This is a genomic window from Salipaludibacillus sp. CUR1 (assembly GCF_021028955.1).
Classification (GTDB): Bacteria; Bacillota; Bacilli; order Bacillales; family Salisediminibacteriaceae; genus Salipaludibacillus.
Genome location: NZ_JAIWPE010000064.1, coordinates 101,647 through 117,658 on the forward strand (window position 1 = coordinate 101,647; position 16,012 = coordinate 117,658).

Below are 16,012 nucleotides of genomic sequence, written 5' to 3' on the forward strand. Positions count from 1 at the left end.
TTTTTTCAAAACCATCATTCTGTCCTGAAAAATCGGAACATTCATTGAATTATGAGTTTTTTGGAAGCTTTCATCTTTGAAGGTCTTCTCAAAAGTGAGTGGCAAAAAGCTTGGTAAAAAAACTAAAATGTTTGCAATAGGTTGAGGAGGCGTTCATATTGACAACGGTTGTTCAGAAATTTGGAGGAACATCTGTAGGGAATGTGACAAAAATTAAAAGAGTAGCCGAAAGAATTAAGCGGAAAATGGATGAAGGCAAAAAAGTAGTGACGGTAGTATCTGCCATGGGAAAGTCAACTGATAAACTGGTTGAATTGGCGAATGATATTACAGATTCGCCTGACCCGAGAGAAATGGATATGCTTCTGACAACAGGGGAACAAGTAACTATCTCACTTGTCGTCATGGCGTTGAAAGAAATGGGTGTAGACGCAGTTTCCTTAACAGGCTGGCAAGCCGGGATAGAGACGGAAGATGTCCATCAGGATGCGCGCATAACTGATATAAAAGCGGAAAATGTTCAACAGCACTTGGATGAAGGAAAAGCTGTACTGGTAGCTGGATTCCAGGGAGTGAGTGAAACCGGTGACATTACTACGCTGGGACGCGGGGGCTCCGATACAACAGCAGTAGCCTTGGCAGCAGCGCTAAAAGCTGAGAGCTGTTCCATTTATACGGATGTTACAGGAGTGTTTACCGCTGATCCCCGCTATGTTAAAAACGCAAGAAAATTAGACGGTATTTCTTATGATGAGATGCTTGAACTGGCAAACTTAGGGGCCGGAGTTTTACACCCTAGAGCAGTTGAATTTGCTAAAAACTATAACGTTTCTCTTATTGTCCGTTCAAGCATGGAGGACGTTGAAGGTACGACCGTTGAGGAGGAAGCACCAATGGAACAAAACTTAATTGTAAGAGGTCTGGCGTTTGAAGAAGATGTAACGAAGATTACGATAGAACGCTTGCCAAATCAGTATGATACGATGTCAAATCTTTTCTCTCTGCTTGCAGAGCAGGGAATCAGTGTAGATATTATTATTCAGCAAATGACCGCCGACCACGGACTTAATGTTTCTTTCTCAATTGATACAGCAAGTCTTGGTAAAGCGCTTGATGTTTTGCATAACAATAAAGTCAACCTTTGCTACAGCACGATCCGCCATGAAAGTACTTTGGCCAAAGTATCAATTGTCGGTTCAGGCATGGTATCCAACCCAGGGGTAGCCGCAGACATGTTCACTGTACTATCAGACGAGGAAGTGGCCATTAAAATGGTAAGTACGTCTGAAATTGCGGTCTCAGCTGTAGTGCCGGAGCAGGATATGGTGAAAGCGGTAGAGGCGCTTCATTCGTTCTTCGGATTAGATGCAAAAGAAAAAGCTAAAATTGAAGCAGTTAAAGCTTAATTAAGAGGCTCAGACAAAAAGAATAGAAACCATAAAGAACTCCGGACAAATATTTGTTCGGAGTTTCGTTTTTGGAGTTAAAGAAAATTGACTCTGACAAAGAATAAAAAGCAGTGATTTCAGTCCGCCAGGCGGGCGCTTGCCCAGGGGCTTGTCTTCAGCTAAATTCACTCAGCCAGGAGCTTCGTTGAATGGGATCTTCAGACTGCGCTTAACCCCTCGAGCGTCGCCACCTTCTGTCCTTCAATCAAATAAGTTTTGGCTGTTAAAATAACTTAATTGACCGAAGGCGGGAAGGCCTGCAGGAGCAACACAGTCGAAACCCCTATATAAAAAGGATTGGATTCTGTGAGGCCCATTCCTTTTTATAAAAGTGTATCGCACCCTCATTCGGTTAAACGCTGCCCTCTGTATTGGAAGGGTCTTTTTTATCCCATCTTACTGTAATGGCAGCAGTCAACGGTTTTTTTCGCTTGATTTCCCAGGATGCTTCAGAAACAACCCCTTTTTCCATTTCAATGAGCTGAGCCAGAAAGCCTGCTTCCAGAGAAAATGGCCGTTCGCTATATTGATGCGGAGCTTCCAATTCATAAATTCTTTCGTTTCTTTTTTCTTTAGCCGGCTGCATCTTTCCCCAATTTGCCTCTTTAAAAAATTTTTCTATCCCTAACGATTCTATGGCAGACATTTTATTTCTGGCAATGGATTTTCCCGCCCAGTAAAGAATAACCGTTTCATCATTGCCTAACAGTTCAGGCAAAAGTTCATGCCTTAATAAATCATAGCTGTAAGCAGGGACTTGAGGTGTCCGTTCTTCTTCTTTAGAATGCTTATTATCAGTCATTTTTCTCATCCTTCGTCTCTCGTTGTTTCATCTGAAAACCACATGATATTTATCTTATCATAAAAGAAAAAATCTGTTTGTTATTTTTAGAAAAGACTGGTGAAAGTCTTCCGCTAATATATAAAAAATAGAGAACAATATGGAAACGGACTTTCGTGCGTGGTATACTAAAGCCCGTATTTATTGGGAGGTACTGGCTAATGAAAATGAAGATGGGAAAACTTTTAACCCCTTTTAGAATTATAGTAATTTCATACATAATAGCCATGTTTTTTTTCAGTGTCTTTCTGTTCTTGCCGGTCTCCGCACAGGAAGGAGTATCGGTGAGCTACTCTGAAGCATTATTTACGTCTGTCAGTGCTGTAAGTGTCACAGGACTCACAGTTGTCAACGTTTCAGAGACATACAGCAGCGTTGGAATATTTTTTCTGGCAGCGGCCATCCAGCTCGGGGGTATAGGAGTCATGACCCTTGGGACCTTTGTATGGATGGTGCTTGGGAAAACAATTCCTTTATCCCAGCGGATGCTGATTATGGTGGACCAGAACCAGATTTCATTTGCTGGACTCGTCAAGCTGATGAGAGGCATTTTACTGGTCGCACTCCTTATAGAACTTATCGGTGCACTTATACTTGGAACTTATTATTTAAACTATTTTGACACCGTGGGAGAAGCGTATTACCAGGGAGCCTTTGGCGCCTTGTCAGCCTTTACGAATGCAGGGTTTGATGTGACTGGGCAGTCGCTTATTCCTTTTGCCGATGATTATTTTGTCCAGCTCGTTAACATTCTGCTAATATTTGCGGGAGCAATCGGCTTTCCTGTTTTAATGGAGCTGAGGGCTTATTTTTCAAGTAAAGATCCTAATTTCAGGTTCAGCCTGTTTACAAAGATTACAACAGCCACGTATTTTATAGTCTTTGCTGTAGGAATGGTTGTACTCTGGATGATTGAGCGAAATGAATTTTATGATGGCCTCAGCTGGCACCAGCAGCTGTTCTTCTCAATGTTCAATTCAGCAACAGCGAGAAGCGGCGGACTGGCGACGATGGATGTCTCCCAGCTCACGCTGGCAAGTTTACTATTCCTTTCTGCCTTGATGATTATCGGAGCCAGTCCATCGAGTGTAGGCGGCGGAATACGAACAACTACCCTTGCTGTTATGTTTCTGACGATCAGAAGTTTTGCCATGGGGAGAAGTGACGTGAAAGTCTTCGGGAGGGAAATCCACCAGGAAGACCGGCAGAAAGCTTTTATCGTCCTTTCAGTATTTATAGTAGGGCTGTTCTTATCAATTATACTGATCGCAGCTTTTGAAGGAAGCAGGGAAATAGAATTAATGGCGATTATTTTTGAAGCCAGTTCAGCATTCGGAACATGCGGGCTTTCAATGGGGATTACACCTGACCTGTCTCTGCCGAGCCAGATCACTTTAATGGTTCTGATGCTTATAGGACGGGTGGGGCTTGTAGCATTCCTGTTCTCGATCCGGGCGCGTGAGAAGAAGACTCTTTATAAATATCCAACCGAAAGAATTATTATAGGTTAAAACGTTAGAAAAAATATTTTGGTAAAATACCATGATAACGTGTGAACACAGGGAGTTAAATTGGCATTTAAATAAATGAAGGCGCCTCTTTCGGATGAAAGGGCGTCTCTCTTATAATTATGTTTTTTTTCTGGTAAAATATCATTATATTAATCAGAAAATTTGTAAGATTGTGCTGCCATGAACGCTTTTCTGTTAAAATAATAGGTGTATCCGCTTTCTTGACGAAGCAGGTCGAGAGGAGTAAAATGAAATTGTCATATTTTTTTCAAACTTGTGGCGATTTCGCCTGTTGACAGAGTACTAATTTAATAATTTCAGAAAAGGGGGCTCGCTTTTTTGTACGTGATAAATCTCCAGAAAACTAAATTACAGGGGGAGAGTTAGATGTCCGTAAAACAAAACCGAGAATTTTTCTACAGAAGGTTGCACTCTTTATTAGGTGTTATTCCGGTAGGGGCTTTTTTGATTGTCCATTTATCAGTTAACTATTTTGCTGTAAGAGGTCCTGAAGCTTATAATCAGGCTACTCATTTTATGGAAAACCTTCCATTCCGATATTTCATGGAAATTACTCTTATCTTTTTACCGCTTATTTTTCACGCCGTTTACGGTCTTTATATTGCATTTGAGGCGAGGCATAATACCTCTACATATAGCTATTTCAGAAACTGGATGTTCAGGTTTCAAAGAGTTACAGGAGTCATTGTCCTGATTTTTGTAACATGGCATGTATGGGAAACAAGAGTGGCAGCAGCATTGGGGGCAGAAGTAAACTTTAATATGATGGCTGAAATTGTTGAAAATCCACTCGCATTAATTCTGTATATTATCGGGATTACGGCAACAACGTTCCACTTTGCGAACGGACTTTGGTCATTTGCCGTCACTTGGGGCATTACAATAACCCCAAGATCACAGCGAATTTCCACTTATGTGACTGCGGCAGTGTTCGTGGCATTAACGTTTGTTGGAATTCGTTCAATCTTAGCTTTTGTCGGATAGCTAAATAGAAGGAGTGTTAATAATGAGCAAAGGAAAAATTATCGTTGTTGGGGGAGGCCTGGCAGGTCTTATGGCAACGATTAAAGCAGCAGAAGCAGGAATGAATGTGGATTTATTTTCAGTTGTCCCTGTAAAACGGTCCCACTCCGTCTGTGCTCAGGGAGGAATTAACGGGGCTTTAAATACAATGGGTGAGGGAGATTCCACCTGGGAACACTTTGATGATTCGGTTTACGGCGGGGACTTTTTAGCAAATCAGCCGCCGGTAAAGGCGATGTGTGACGCAGCGCCGGGAATTATTCATCTGCTTGACCGGATGGGCGTTATGTTCAACCGGACAGCAGAGGGATTACTTGCTCTAAGAAGATTCGGAGGGACCCAGCATCACCGAACAGCTTATGCGGGGGCCACAACCGGCCAGCAGCTTCTTTACGCGTTAGACGAGCAGGTACGCCGCCACGAAGTCAGCGGGCTTGTAAATAAATATGAAGGCTGGGAGTTTCTTCACGCAGTCCTTGACGATGACGGCGTCTGCAGAGGAATAACCGCCCAGGACCTTAACTCTTCGGCGATTGAGTCTTTCCGCGGTGACGCCGTTATCCTGGCGACAGGCGGACCGGGGATTATCTTCGGAAAATCAACGAACTCAATGATTAATACAGGCTATGCAGCGGCAGCAGTTTATGAACAGGGAGCTTACTATGCAAACGGTGAATTTATTCAAATCCACCCGACAGCCATCCCGGGAGACGATAAACTTAGGTTGATGAGTGAGTCTGCGCGCGGTGAAGGCGGCCGGGTATGGACTTATGATGAAGATGGAAAACCGTGGTACTTCCTTGAAGAAAAGTATCCGGCGTATGGAAACCTGGTGCCGCGTGATATAGCAACACGGGAAATCTTCCACGTCTGCGTGGATCTTAAACGCGGAATTAACGGTGAAAATATGGTTTATCTTGATCTGTCCCATAAAGATCCAAAAGAATTGGATATCAAACTCGGAGGGATCATGGAAATTTATGAAAAATTCATGGGTGACGATCCTCGTAAAGTACCTATGAAAATTTTCCCTGCAGTGCATTATTCTATGGGCGGCCTCTGGGTCGACTATAACCAGATGACAAATATACCAGGATTGTTTGCAGCTGGAGAAGTGGATTATTCCATTCATGGAGCTAATCGTCTCGGAGCCAATTCACTGCTCTCATCTATTTTCGGCGGTATGGTCGCAGGTCCTAAGGCGGCAGAGTATATTGAAGGTCTTGATAAGACAGCTGATGAGCTGTCCAGCGGGATTTACGACCGGCAGATTGAAAGAGACAAAGCACAATTTGATGAGATTCTTAATATGAAAGGCGAGGAAAATGCCTTTAAACTTCATCAGGAACTCGGCGGCCTGATGACAGATAATGTTACTGTTGTGAGGGAAAATGATAAACTTAAAAATACTGATGAACAGATTGTTGAATTGCTTGAACGCTATAAAAACATCAGTATTGATGATACCGCGCAATGGACTAACCAAAGTGCCGCGTTTATCAGACAGCTTCGCTCAATGATGAATCTGGCACGTGTAATAACTATAGGAGCCTATAACCGTAACGAAAGCCGGGGAGCCCATTATAAACCTGAATTCCCTGAGCGGAATGACGATGAATGGCTGAAAACAACAAAGGCGAAATTCAATCCGGAAACCCTCTCGCCTGATTTTGAATATGAAGATGTGGATGTATCCTTAATCACGCCTCGTAAGAGAGACTATACTTCCAAGAAGAAGGCAGGTGAAAAGGCATGAGTGAAAAAACAATTCAACTCGTGATCAAACGCCAGGTGGATCAGAACAGTGAACCTTACGAAGAGAAATTTGATTTGCCTTACCGCCCGAATATGAATGTTATTTCTGCTTTAATGGAAATTAGGCGGAATCCTGTTAATGCTGAAGGGAAAGCTACTACGGCAGTAGCTTGGGATGCAAGCTGTCTTGAAGAAGTTTGCGGAGCATGTTCAATGATTATTAATGGTAAACCCCGGCAATCCTGTACAGCATTAATCGATCAGTTAGAGCAGCCGATCAGACTGGAGCCCATGCATACTTTCCCGGTTCTGCGCGATCTGACTGTCGACAGAAGCAGAATGTTTGATTCCCTTAAACGTGTGAAAGCCTGGGTACCTATTGACGGCACATATGATTTGGGTCCAGGGCCGCGAATGCCTGAAGCTAAAAGACAATGGGCTTATGAACTGTCTAAATGTATGACTTGTGGAGTCTGTCTGCAAGCTTGCCCGAATGTTAATAGTAAATCAGATTTTATTGGGCCTGCAGCAATCTCACAAGTTCGTTTATTTAATGCCCACCCGACAGGTGCTATGCATAAAGCTGAAAGGCTGGAGACGCTAATTGATGGAGATGGCGGACTTGCCGCTTGCGGCAACTCTCAAAACTGTGTGGAGTCCTGTCCTAAAGGTATTCCATTGACAACATCCATCGCTGCTATGAACCGTGCAACAACACTGCAGTCTTTTAAAAACTTCTTTGGGTCTGACAATACAGCATAAGTTTTAACGAAGGGGCTTTCGGGCCCCTTATATTCATATTAAAAAATGAATGAATGTTCATTCGTTTTATGGGAGTGATATTATGAAATTGCCTGCGTATATTAAAGATTTTGAAGTGTGGAAGAGTGAATTTAGCTATTACTACCCTGTCACTGTGCGTTTTTCAGAAACTGATGCGTTCGGCCATCTGAACAATACGGTTCCTTTCGTATATTTTGAACATGCCCGTATCCAGTTTTTTAAAGAATGCGGACTGATGGGGTACTGGATGGATAAGGGAGGGGAAACAATCCCTGTGACGGCAGACCTTCATTGTGATTATATAAAACAGGTTTTCTTTGACGAACCTCTTCACATAGGAATTAAAGTGTCTGAAATTGGCAGATCCTCTGTAGAAATCCACTATGCAATTAAAAACAAGGCCGGGGAAATATGTATCACAGGAAGAGGAAGAATCGTTCAAGTTTCCAAAGAAACTGGTAAATCTGTTTCATGGGACGAACACAGTGTGGAGTCATTAAAAAAGGGGGCACCAGTCTGTTTGCGTTAACTTATAATCCTTTTCACTAATTCCTGTCACAGGCGTGAAAGCCGCCACATAATATAGTCATGACTAAATATTCGCCGTAAATATTAAAAAACAGCCCATGCAAGAAAGGGTGAATGTATGAAAGATCATGATTTCAGGCCAAAACCGCTTTTGACAAAACGTGAAAGGGAAGTTTTTGAATTACTCGTACAAGACAAAACAACAAAAGAAATAGCTTCACACCTTTTCATAAGCGAAAAAACAGTTCGTAATCATATTTCCAATACAATGCAGAAGCTAGGGGTGAAGGGGCGGTCCCAGGCAGTTATTGAGTTGGTAAGACTAGGCGAACTGAAAATCTGATGTTACCCGGCTTCTTAAGGAAGGAGCCGGGTTTCAATCAGTTTTGTGTTGACTGTAAGGTTGCATAGTATTTATGATATGATATCGTCAAATAGTGTTTAAAAGAAGAAGGTGTCAAACTATGCAAGGGCCTTATAAATTTCAGAAAGCCTTAAACAATAACGTGGTAATTGCTGAATCAGAAAATGGAAAAGAAGTTATTTTTATTGGGAAAGGAATAGGCTTCGGAAAAAAAAGCGGAGAAATTTTTGAAGCTAAAACCTATGACAAGCTATATTCTCTTGTGGATGAAATAGAACAGGAAAAATATTTGAAGCTGGTAACTAAAGAAACGGAAGAAACACTGCTGGTTATCCACGAAGCTATTGAAAAAATCCACGATGCAATCGGCTTCCGGCTGATAGAGCGAATTCATTCAGCGTTAACACAGCATATGGTTCTTGCTTTACAAAGAACAAAAGATGAAACCGACATTAAAAACCCTTTCTTAACCGAAACGAAGTGGCTTTATCACCAGACATACTTGATCGCGGGAGATGTGGTGAATTTTATCTATGAAAAAACAGGGTACAAGCTTCCAGAGGCAGAAACAGGTTTTATTACTCTTCATATTCAAAGTGCCATTAGAGACAGCCATTCAGTTATAAATAAAGAATCGGATATCCTTACGCGCTGTGTCCGTTATGTGGAAGAGAAACTCGGTTTGGAACTTAAGAAAGATATGCCTCAGTTCCGGCGTTTTGTGCGCCATTTAAAAAATATAATTGATGATCCGTTAACGGAAAATACGACAAAGTTAGACAAAAGTATTATTTTTTCCTTGAAGGAAAAAGAAAGCCTGTGTTATAATATTTCTCGGAACTTAGTACGGATGATTGAGAAATCAACAGGAGTGTCCATTAGTGATTCAGAAGTAATGCACTTAACTATTTATGTCAGAACATTAATGGAACAACATAATTAAACAAACCCGTTTACGTGTTACTGATAAGATCAGGCATGAGTAAAGAGGCGAGTTTATGATTAGGAATGCAGCACATACGCGCATGGCCCGGCGGGCATGTTCTTTTCATAGACAAACTTTACTCATGCTTTTTTTATTGGAAAACAGGTAATTTAGCGTGAGAAGCTGGATTATTGGGTATGATTAATATTAGTGAACGAGTTTGTTTATAATCATCTGTAAAGTTAAATTATTATAATGAATTTAAGGAGTGTTTAACATGGCAGAAAAGACATTTACTATCACAGCAGAAACAGGTATCCACGCTCGTCCGGCTACGCAGCTTGTTAATAAAGCGGGGCAGTATGAGTCTGAAATTACACTTGAATATAACGGAAAGTCCGTTAACTTAAAATCTATTATGGGTGTTATGTCTCTTGGTGTCGGCCAGGGGTCAGAAGTAACGATTAAAGCAGAAGGTCCAGATGAAGAAGAAGCTATCCAAGGTCTTGATGAAATTATGAAACAAGGGCTGTCTGAATAATGCCCAAAAATCTAAGCGGAATTGCTGCATCTGCCGGCATTGCGATCTCAAAGGTTTTCCGTCTTGAGACACCCGATTTGACAGTGGAGAAGGAAACTATTGAAAACGTTCAAGAAGAAACAGACCGTCTGGATGCAGCTTTAGAAAAAGCAAAAGGCGAACTGCAGGTTATTAAAGAAAAAACAAAAAATGACCTTGGTGAAGAGCATGCAGAGATTTTCTCTGCCCACCTCCTGGTCCTCAGTGATCCGGAATTAGTAGATCCTATCCGTCAGAAAGTTAAAGATGACAAAGTTAACGCTGCTTTCGCGTTAAAAGAAGTTTCAGACCAATTCGTAACTATGTTTGAAACAATGGATAATGAATATATGAAAGAACGTGCAGCGGATATCCGTGATGTCTCTAAAAGAGTCCTTGCCCATATTTTAGGTAAGCCTATGGTCTCGCTGGCGGAGTTAAATGAAGAAGTTGTTCTTGTGGCGGATGACTTAACGCCATCTGATACGGCGCAGCTTAATAAGGATTTTGTCAAAGGTTTCGTAACAGATATTGGCGGGAGAACATCCCACTCAGCTATTATGGCGCGTTCAATGGAGATTCCGGCAGTAGTAGGCACAAAAACGGTTACACAGGAAGCTGAGGCCGGGGAAATGGTAATTATTGACGGCCTTGAAGGTAATGTCATTATCAACCCGTCAGAAGCTGAGCTTAATGAATATAAGCAAAAGCTGGAAGATTTTCAGGAAAAGAAAAAAGAATGGGCCAAACTGAAAAATGAGCCTTCAAAATCTAAAGACGGGGTTCACGTTGAATTAGCTGCAAATATTGGAACGCCAAACGACCTTGAGGGCGTGAAGAATAACGGAGCTGAAGGGATCGGCCTTTACAGAACAGAATTTCTTTATATGGGAAGAGATGAGCTTCCTACAGAAGAAGAACAGTTTGAGGCCTACAAAAAAGTAGTGGAAGACATGGACGGGAAACCTGTCGTCATCCGTACTTTGGATATCGGGGGAGACAAAGAACTTCCTTATTTGGATCTGCCGAAAGAGATGAATCCTTTCCTTGGTTTCCGTGCAATCAGGCTGTGCCTGGAAAAGGATGATATTTTCCGAACCCAGCTGCGAGCGTTATTAAGAGCAAGCGCGTTTGGCAACCTTAAAATTATGTTCCCAATGATCGCCACTCTGGATGAATTCAGACAGGCGAAATCCCTGCTTGAAGAAGAAAAAGAGAAACTTACGAAGGAAGGCACAGAAGTAAGTAATTCTATCGAGCTTGGTATAATGGTTGAAATACCTTCAACGGCAGTTATGGCTCCCCAATTTGCTAAAGAAGTAGATTTCTTCAGTATAGGAACAAATGATTTAATTCAATATACAATGGCAGCGGACCGAATGAATGAACAGGTTTCTTACCTGTATCAGCCATATAATCCTGCGATCTTAAGACTGGTTAAAATGGTTATTGACGCCTCACATGCTGAAGGAAAGTGGACAGGCATGTGCGGTGAAATGGCTGGAGATGAAACTGCTATTCCTCTGCTGCTTGGTCTAGGGTTAGACGAATTTAGTATGAGTGCAACCTCAGTGCTTCCTGCGCGAAGCCAAATCAGCCAGATAACTAAAGAGGAAGCTGAAAAGGCAGCAGAAAAAGCACTTCAGCTTAATACAGCAGAAGAAGTGAAACAATTGGTGGAGAAGTCTTTCCTTTAAAATTGTCACCTATTTTTAGCTGCTGAATACGCTGATTTACAGCATAAGTTTGCTGTGAATCAGCGTTTTCTTTACTTTAGCCAATAATAATTATCACGCGATTTTACTATAAATTCTGGAGGGAATTTAGGCTAATGCCAAGTTTTTCTATGGTTTGTTTCCTAAGAGACTTGAAATTCACAGCAAAAAACGGGAAAATATAGGTGTTCAACATGTTTCGCTATACGAAAGGAGCAAGGCAATGCCTGAACAGGAAAAGCAGCAAACTCTAGAACATACTCAAGTTGAAAACATTGAGAAATCGTTACGAATGATTGCAGATATTGTCAAACAAAAAGGAAGGGAAATCTTAAGTGACTTTCCTATAACTCCTCCTCAGTTTGTTGCACTTCAGTGGCTGCATGAATATGGTGATATGACTATTGGTGAATTATCTTCGAAAATGTATTTAGCATGCAGCACAACAACTGACCTTGTGGACCGCATGGAAAAAAATGACCTGGTTGAGCGGGTGAAAGACACGAATGACAGGAGGGTCGTCAGGATCCACTTATTGGATAAAGGGGCGACTATTATCCGGGAAGTTATAAATCAGCGGCAAGGATATTTGCAAGGTGTACTGAACGATTTTTCCAAGCAGGACGTTGATTTTCTTGAAAGAAGCTTAAAATATCTTTTTGATGAAATGAAAAGAGATGCTAAAACCTGGAAGTCATTTTAAGGAAAGAAAGAGGACGTTTGACAGTGAAAAAACCTATTGGAGTCATAGATTCAGGTGTTGGGGGACTGACCGTCGTATCTGAACTTATCAGACAATTACCTAAAGAAGAGATCATCTATATCGGTGACACGGCGAGATGCCCGTATGGACCCAGATCCCAGGAAGAAGTCCGTTCATTTACCTGGGAGATGATTGATTATCTTCTCTCCCATGATATTAAGCTGTTAGTGATCGCCTGTAATACAGCTACGGCCGTCGTGCTGGAAGAAGCGAAGGAGAAGTTATCTATCCCTGTGCTAGGTGTCATCCATCCTGGAGCGACAGCCGCTTTAAAAACGACAAAGAACCAGCACGTAGGAGTCATCGGCACAGAGGGGACAATTTCAAGCGGGGCTTACCATAGAGAATTAACTGCCATCAATAATAAAGTAAAGGTAGTCAGTTTAGCTTGTCCTACGCTTGTTCCGCTGGTAGAAACGGGTAAGTTTAACACCTCTCATTCTAAGAAAGTCATTTCTGAGGCGTTGGCGCCTATTCTGGCCTATGACATAGACAGCCTTATTTTAGGCTGTACTCATTACCCGCTCATTGCTTCTCAGATCAGCGAAGAGGCAGGGGATAGTGTAAAAGTCATTTGTTCAGGGGATGAGACAGCACTGGAAGTCAGTGCGCTGTTATACCATAAAGGTTTACTTTATACAGGTGAAACAGAGCCGTCTCATCTTTTCTATACGACAGGCCCTATCACCACCTTTAAAAAAGTAGCCGAAGACTGGCTGAAGTGCAGGGGCCTTAAAGTGAAGGAAACAAATTTAAGGCTGCCCGCTTATTTTCAAAACATAAAAGCGGCCGGCTGGAGGAATTAGCTAAGGCACAACGCGTAAAAAGCGTTGTGTTTTTTTATTTTAAAGCATTCTCCTGGTCTAAAAAAAGAAAAAGCTCGTATACATCATAGTACAAACAGTCAAGGAGGGAATGCGATGCTGCGCGGTTGGAAAATGAAAGGGGCGGCGGCTATTGGTTTTGGGGCAATAGTCGTCCTCTTTAGTGCATGTGGCTCAGAAACGACAGATGATGTTCTGGAAGAAATCGATCCGCCACAAATTGATTATATTGAGGATGAAGATGAACTTGAGGTGGAAGTGATAGAGACTTTGGATGAAGGACAAATCAGCTCCATTACGGATGATCCGGACGCCAATGAGGAGCTGGACGAATTTGAGTGGGCTGAAGAAAACGAAGAAATGGCTGAGGAAAAGGGGGGTCCGGTAATGGAAGATGAAGATATAGCAGAGGAAAAAGGCGGCCCGGTGACAGACGATGAGGATATGACAGAGGAAAAGGACGGACTAGCGGCTGCAGAAGAGGATATTCATGAAGTGTACCTGGTAGACCGTAACGGAATGGTGGCTCCTCAATCAATGAGTCTGATACTGGGAGACAACGAAGTTAAAAATTTAGTTGAAAGCCTTGTGCAGGAGGGGCCTGTAACCGAGCTCCTGCCAAACGGGTTCCAGGCTGTATTGCCAGCAGGTACAGAAGTACTCGATACGAAACGCAGTAAAGATGGAACTGTAACTGTAGATTTCAATGACTCTTTCAGCGATTATCATCCATCGCAGGAGATGCAGGTTCTTCAATCCCTCACCTGGACTCTTACAGAGCTGGAAGGGATAGACAGAGTTCAGTTAAAAATGAATGGGGAAGACCTGGATGCCATGCCTCAAAACAACACGCCTTTAGGACAGGGGTATACTAGGGATCATGGCATTAATTTAGAAATGAATGACCAGGCTGATCTGACAGCTACAGATTCTGTGATTGTCTATTTCCTGTCGCAGACAGAGGATGAGACTTATTATGTCCCTGTCACTCGAAGAATTTCCCAAAATGAGGATAAATACGAGGCCATCGTAAATGAACTGCTTGAAGGACCTGACTATATGTCCCGATTGCTGACAGATTTCCGCCAGGAGGCTGAACTTTTAGAGAAACCTGATTACGCTGACGGGACTGTGACACTCAATTTCAATGAAGCGTTATTAAGCCAGCTTGAAGGCACTGCCGTTTCTGAAAATGTGTTAAATATGATTGTTCTTTCTCTTACTGAGCAGGAGGGGGTCGAAAGAGTATCCCTTAAGGTTGATTCTGAACAGGAAATACTCGTCAGCAACGGGCAGTCTGTATCAGAACCGATTGTTAGGCCTGAGCGTGTAAACACCGGCCGTTTTTAAGAAATACTGCTGCGGGGGTTTGAAATTAAGAAACGAAACACTTATCATAAGAGGGGTAGCTTTTCCGGCTGCTTCTCTTTTTATTTTTACTTAATCAGCTATATTAACAGAGCAATTCTTTAAGAAAGTTTCAACTTCTCCATAAATGCAAATGAATACATAATTATAAGAGTGGGAGTGGTATGTTATGCGTCATGATGGCCGTGTACACAATCAGCTTAGAAATGTAGAGATTATTCCCGGTTACATAAAACATCCGGAAGGCTCGGTACTAATCTCTTTCGGCGATACGAAAGTTATTTGTTCGGCAAGTGTTGAAGACCGTGTGCCGCCTTTCATGAGAGGGCAGGGAAAAGGGTGGATTACAGCCGAATACGCGATGCTTCCGAGAGCAACAGAACAGAGGAATATACGTGAGTCCTCTAAAGGAAAAATCACCGGCAGGACAATGGAAATTCAGCGTTTGATCGGACGTGCACTCCGATCTGTGGTTAATTTGGAAGTAATAGGGGAAAAAACAGTATGGATAGATTGTGACGTTATTCAGGCAGATGGAGGAACGAGAACAGCGTCCATTACAGGAGCCTTTGTAGCGATGGGCTTAGCTTTTGACAAATTAATTAAGGAAGAAAAAATTAAAAAAAATCCTGTTAAAAACTGTCTTGCTGCCATATCTGTTGGGATAAATGAAGAGGAACAAGCAATTTTAGACCTCGATTACATTGAAGATTCCCAGGCAAATGTGGATATGAACGTAGTAATGACCGGCGGAGGCCAATTAGTAGAAGTGCAGGGAACTGGAGAAGAAGCAACTTTTTCGCGGAGCCAGCTGAATGAAATGCTTGATCTGGCAGAAAAAGGAATTAACGAACTTTTTGATCTTCAAATAGAAGCTTTAGGGGACTTTGGTCTTAAGCTAGCGGATGACGACAGCGGATCTGATACTCGGGTTAGCAATAATGAGGAGCGGGAAAAGGATGTATAAAGAAATATTCATTGCTACCAAAAACAAAGGTAAAGTAGCTGAGTTTGAAGCTTTTTTTCAGAAAAAAGGGCTCAAAGTCAAATCACTGCTTGATTTAGAAGATGAAATTGATGTAGTAGAAGACGGTGAAACGTTTAAAGAAAATGCGATTAAGAAAGCAAAAACTATTTCAGAATTAATAAATCAGCCTGTCTTAGCTGACGATTCAGGTCTCTCGGTTGATGCTCTTAATGGGGAGCCGGGAATTTATTCTGCACGTTATGCCGGGCTGGATAAAGATGATGAAGCGAACAACAGAAAACTTCTTAAGGAACTTGAAGATGTTGAAAGCAAGGAAAGGTCTGCCAGGTTTATTTGTGTTCTTGCTGTCTGCTTTCCGGGAGGAGAAGTGAAAACAGTTACAGGAGAATGTAAAGGGAGAATAACGCAACAGCCCCAAGGCAGTCACGGGTTTGGATATGATCCGCTGTTTTATCTTCCTCAATTAAATAAAACAATGGCTGAGCTTACCAGAGAAGAAAAAAACAAGCTGAGCCACCGGGCTGATGCGCTGATACAACTCAATAAACTGTGGGATAAGTGGGTTGAAGATGAAACTGATCTGAAAAGGTGATACG

General features: G+C 42.1%; 16 protein-coding genes. 15 read left to right on the forward strand and 1 reads right to left on the reverse strand.

Annotation, left to right across the window (positions count from 1 at the left end; genetic code table 11):
• Positions 1-158: 158 nt before the first annotated feature.
• Entirely contained in the window at positions 159-1,406 is a 1,248-nt protein-coding gene (locus tag K8O68_RS13435) for an aspartate kinase (protein ID WP_230897380.1), read from the forward strand.
• A 394-nt stretch (positions 1,407-1,800) separates the two neighbouring features.
• Here K8O68_RS13435 and K8O68_RS13440 read toward each other — a convergent pair whose 3' ends face one another.
• Positions 1,801-2,250 (reverse strand): DUF2507 domain-containing protein, encoded by a 450-nt coding sequence (locus K8O68_RS13440; protein ID WP_230897381.1) that lies wholly within the window; start codon positions 2,248-2,250, stop codon positions 1,801-1,803.
• A gap of 200 nt (positions 2,251-2,450) precedes the next feature.
• Between K8O68_RS13440 and K8O68_RS13445 the strand changes: the two genes are divergently transcribed.
• The 14 genes from K8O68_RS13445 to K8O68_RS13510 all read left to right on the forward strand — a co-directional run bounded on the left by K8O68_RS13445 (position 2,451) and on the right by K8O68_RS13510 (position 16,008).
• Complete coding sequence (locus K8O68_RS13445) at positions 2,451-3,800, forward strand: TrkH family potassium uptake protein (RefSeq protein WP_230897382.1); 1,350 nt, start codon at positions 2,451-2,453, stop codon at positions 3,798-3,800.
• Between the two features lie 387 nt (positions 3,801-4,187).
• On the forward strand, positions 4,188-4,805 hold the full coding sequence (locus K8O68_RS13450; protein WP_230897383.1) for a succinate dehydrogenase cytochrome b558 subunit: 618 nt from the start codon (positions 4,188-4,190) through the stop codon (positions 4,803-4,805).
• Between the two features lie 22 nt (positions 4,806-4,827).
• Complete coding sequence (gene sdhA, locus K8O68_RS13455) at positions 4,828-6,600, forward strand: succinate dehydrogenase flavoprotein subunit (RefSeq protein ID WP_230897384.1); 1,773 nt, start codon at positions 4,828-4,830, stop codon at positions 6,598-6,600.
• A complete protein-coding gene (sdhB, locus tag K8O68_RS13460) occupies positions 6,597-7,361 on the forward strand; it encodes a succinate dehydrogenase iron-sulfur subunit (protein ID WP_093049663.1) in 765 nt (254 codons plus the stop codon). Before sdhA ends, sdhB begins: the two co-directional genes overlap by 4 nt.
• 82 nt (positions 7,362-7,443) lie before the next feature.
• Complete coding sequence (locus K8O68_RS13465) at positions 7,444-7,911, forward strand: acyl-CoA thioesterase (RefSeq protein ID WP_230897385.1); 468 nt, start codon at positions 7,444-7,446, stop codon at positions 7,909-7,911.
• A gap of 117 nt (positions 7,912-8,028) precedes the next feature.
• On the forward strand, positions 8,029-8,253 hold the full coding sequence (locus tag K8O68_RS13470; protein WP_093049668.1) for a helix-turn-helix domain-containing protein: 225 nt from the start codon (positions 8,029-8,031) through the stop codon (positions 8,251-8,253).
• Between the two features lie 121 nt (positions 8,254-8,374).
• Positions 8,375-9,217 (forward strand): PRD domain-containing protein, encoded by an 843-nt coding sequence (locus K8O68_RS13475; protein ID WP_230897386.1) that lies wholly within the window; start codon positions 8,375-8,377, stop codon positions 9,215-9,217.
• 259 nt (positions 9,218-9,476) lie between these two features.
• Positions 9,477-9,740, forward strand: a complete 264-nt coding sequence (locus K8O68_RS13480) for a phosphocarrier protein HPr (RefSeq protein WP_093049674.1) — start codon at positions 9,477-9,479, stop codon at positions 9,738-9,740.
• Complete coding sequence (gene ptsP / locus K8O68_RS13485) at positions 9,740-11,455, forward strand: phosphoenolpyruvate--protein phosphotransferase (protein ID WP_230897387.1); 1,716 nt, start codon at positions 9,740-9,742, stop codon at positions 11,453-11,455. Before K8O68_RS13480 ends, ptsP begins: the two co-directional genes overlap by 1 nt.
• Positions 11,456-11,696: 241 nt before the next feature.
• Positions 11,697-12,176 (forward strand): MarR family winged helix-turn-helix transcriptional regulator, encoded by a 480-nt coding sequence (locus tag K8O68_RS13490; protein WP_230897388.1) that lies wholly within the window; start codon positions 11,697-11,699, stop codon positions 12,174-12,176.
• A gap of 23 nt (positions 12,177-12,199) precedes the next feature.
• Positions 12,200-13,042 carry a glutamate racemase gene (gene racE, locus K8O68_RS13495; RefSeq protein ID WP_370640530.1) on the forward strand — a complete coding sequence of 281 codons (843 nt, stop codon included), beginning with the start codon at positions 12,200-12,202 and terminating at the stop codon, positions 13,040-13,042.
• A 114-nt stretch (positions 13,043-13,156) separates the two neighbouring features.
• Positions 13,157-14,410, forward strand: coding sequence for a GerMN domain-containing protein (locus K8O68_RS13500; protein ID WP_230897390.1), 1,254 nt, complete (start codon positions 13,157-13,159; stop codon positions 14,408-14,410).
• Between the two features lie 187 nt (positions 14,411-14,597).
• Positions 14,598-15,395 carry a ribonuclease PH gene (gene rph, locus K8O68_RS13505; protein ID WP_230897391.1) on the forward strand — a complete coding sequence of 266 codons (798 nt, stop codon included), beginning with the start codon at positions 14,598-14,600 and terminating at the stop codon, positions 15,393-15,395.
• Entirely contained in the window at positions 15,388-16,008 is a 621-nt protein-coding gene (locus K8O68_RS13510; protein WP_230897392.1) for an XTP/dITP diphosphatase, read from the forward strand. Before rph ends, K8O68_RS13510 begins: the two co-directional genes overlap by 8 nt.
• Positions 16,009-16,012: the final 4 nt, after the last annotated feature.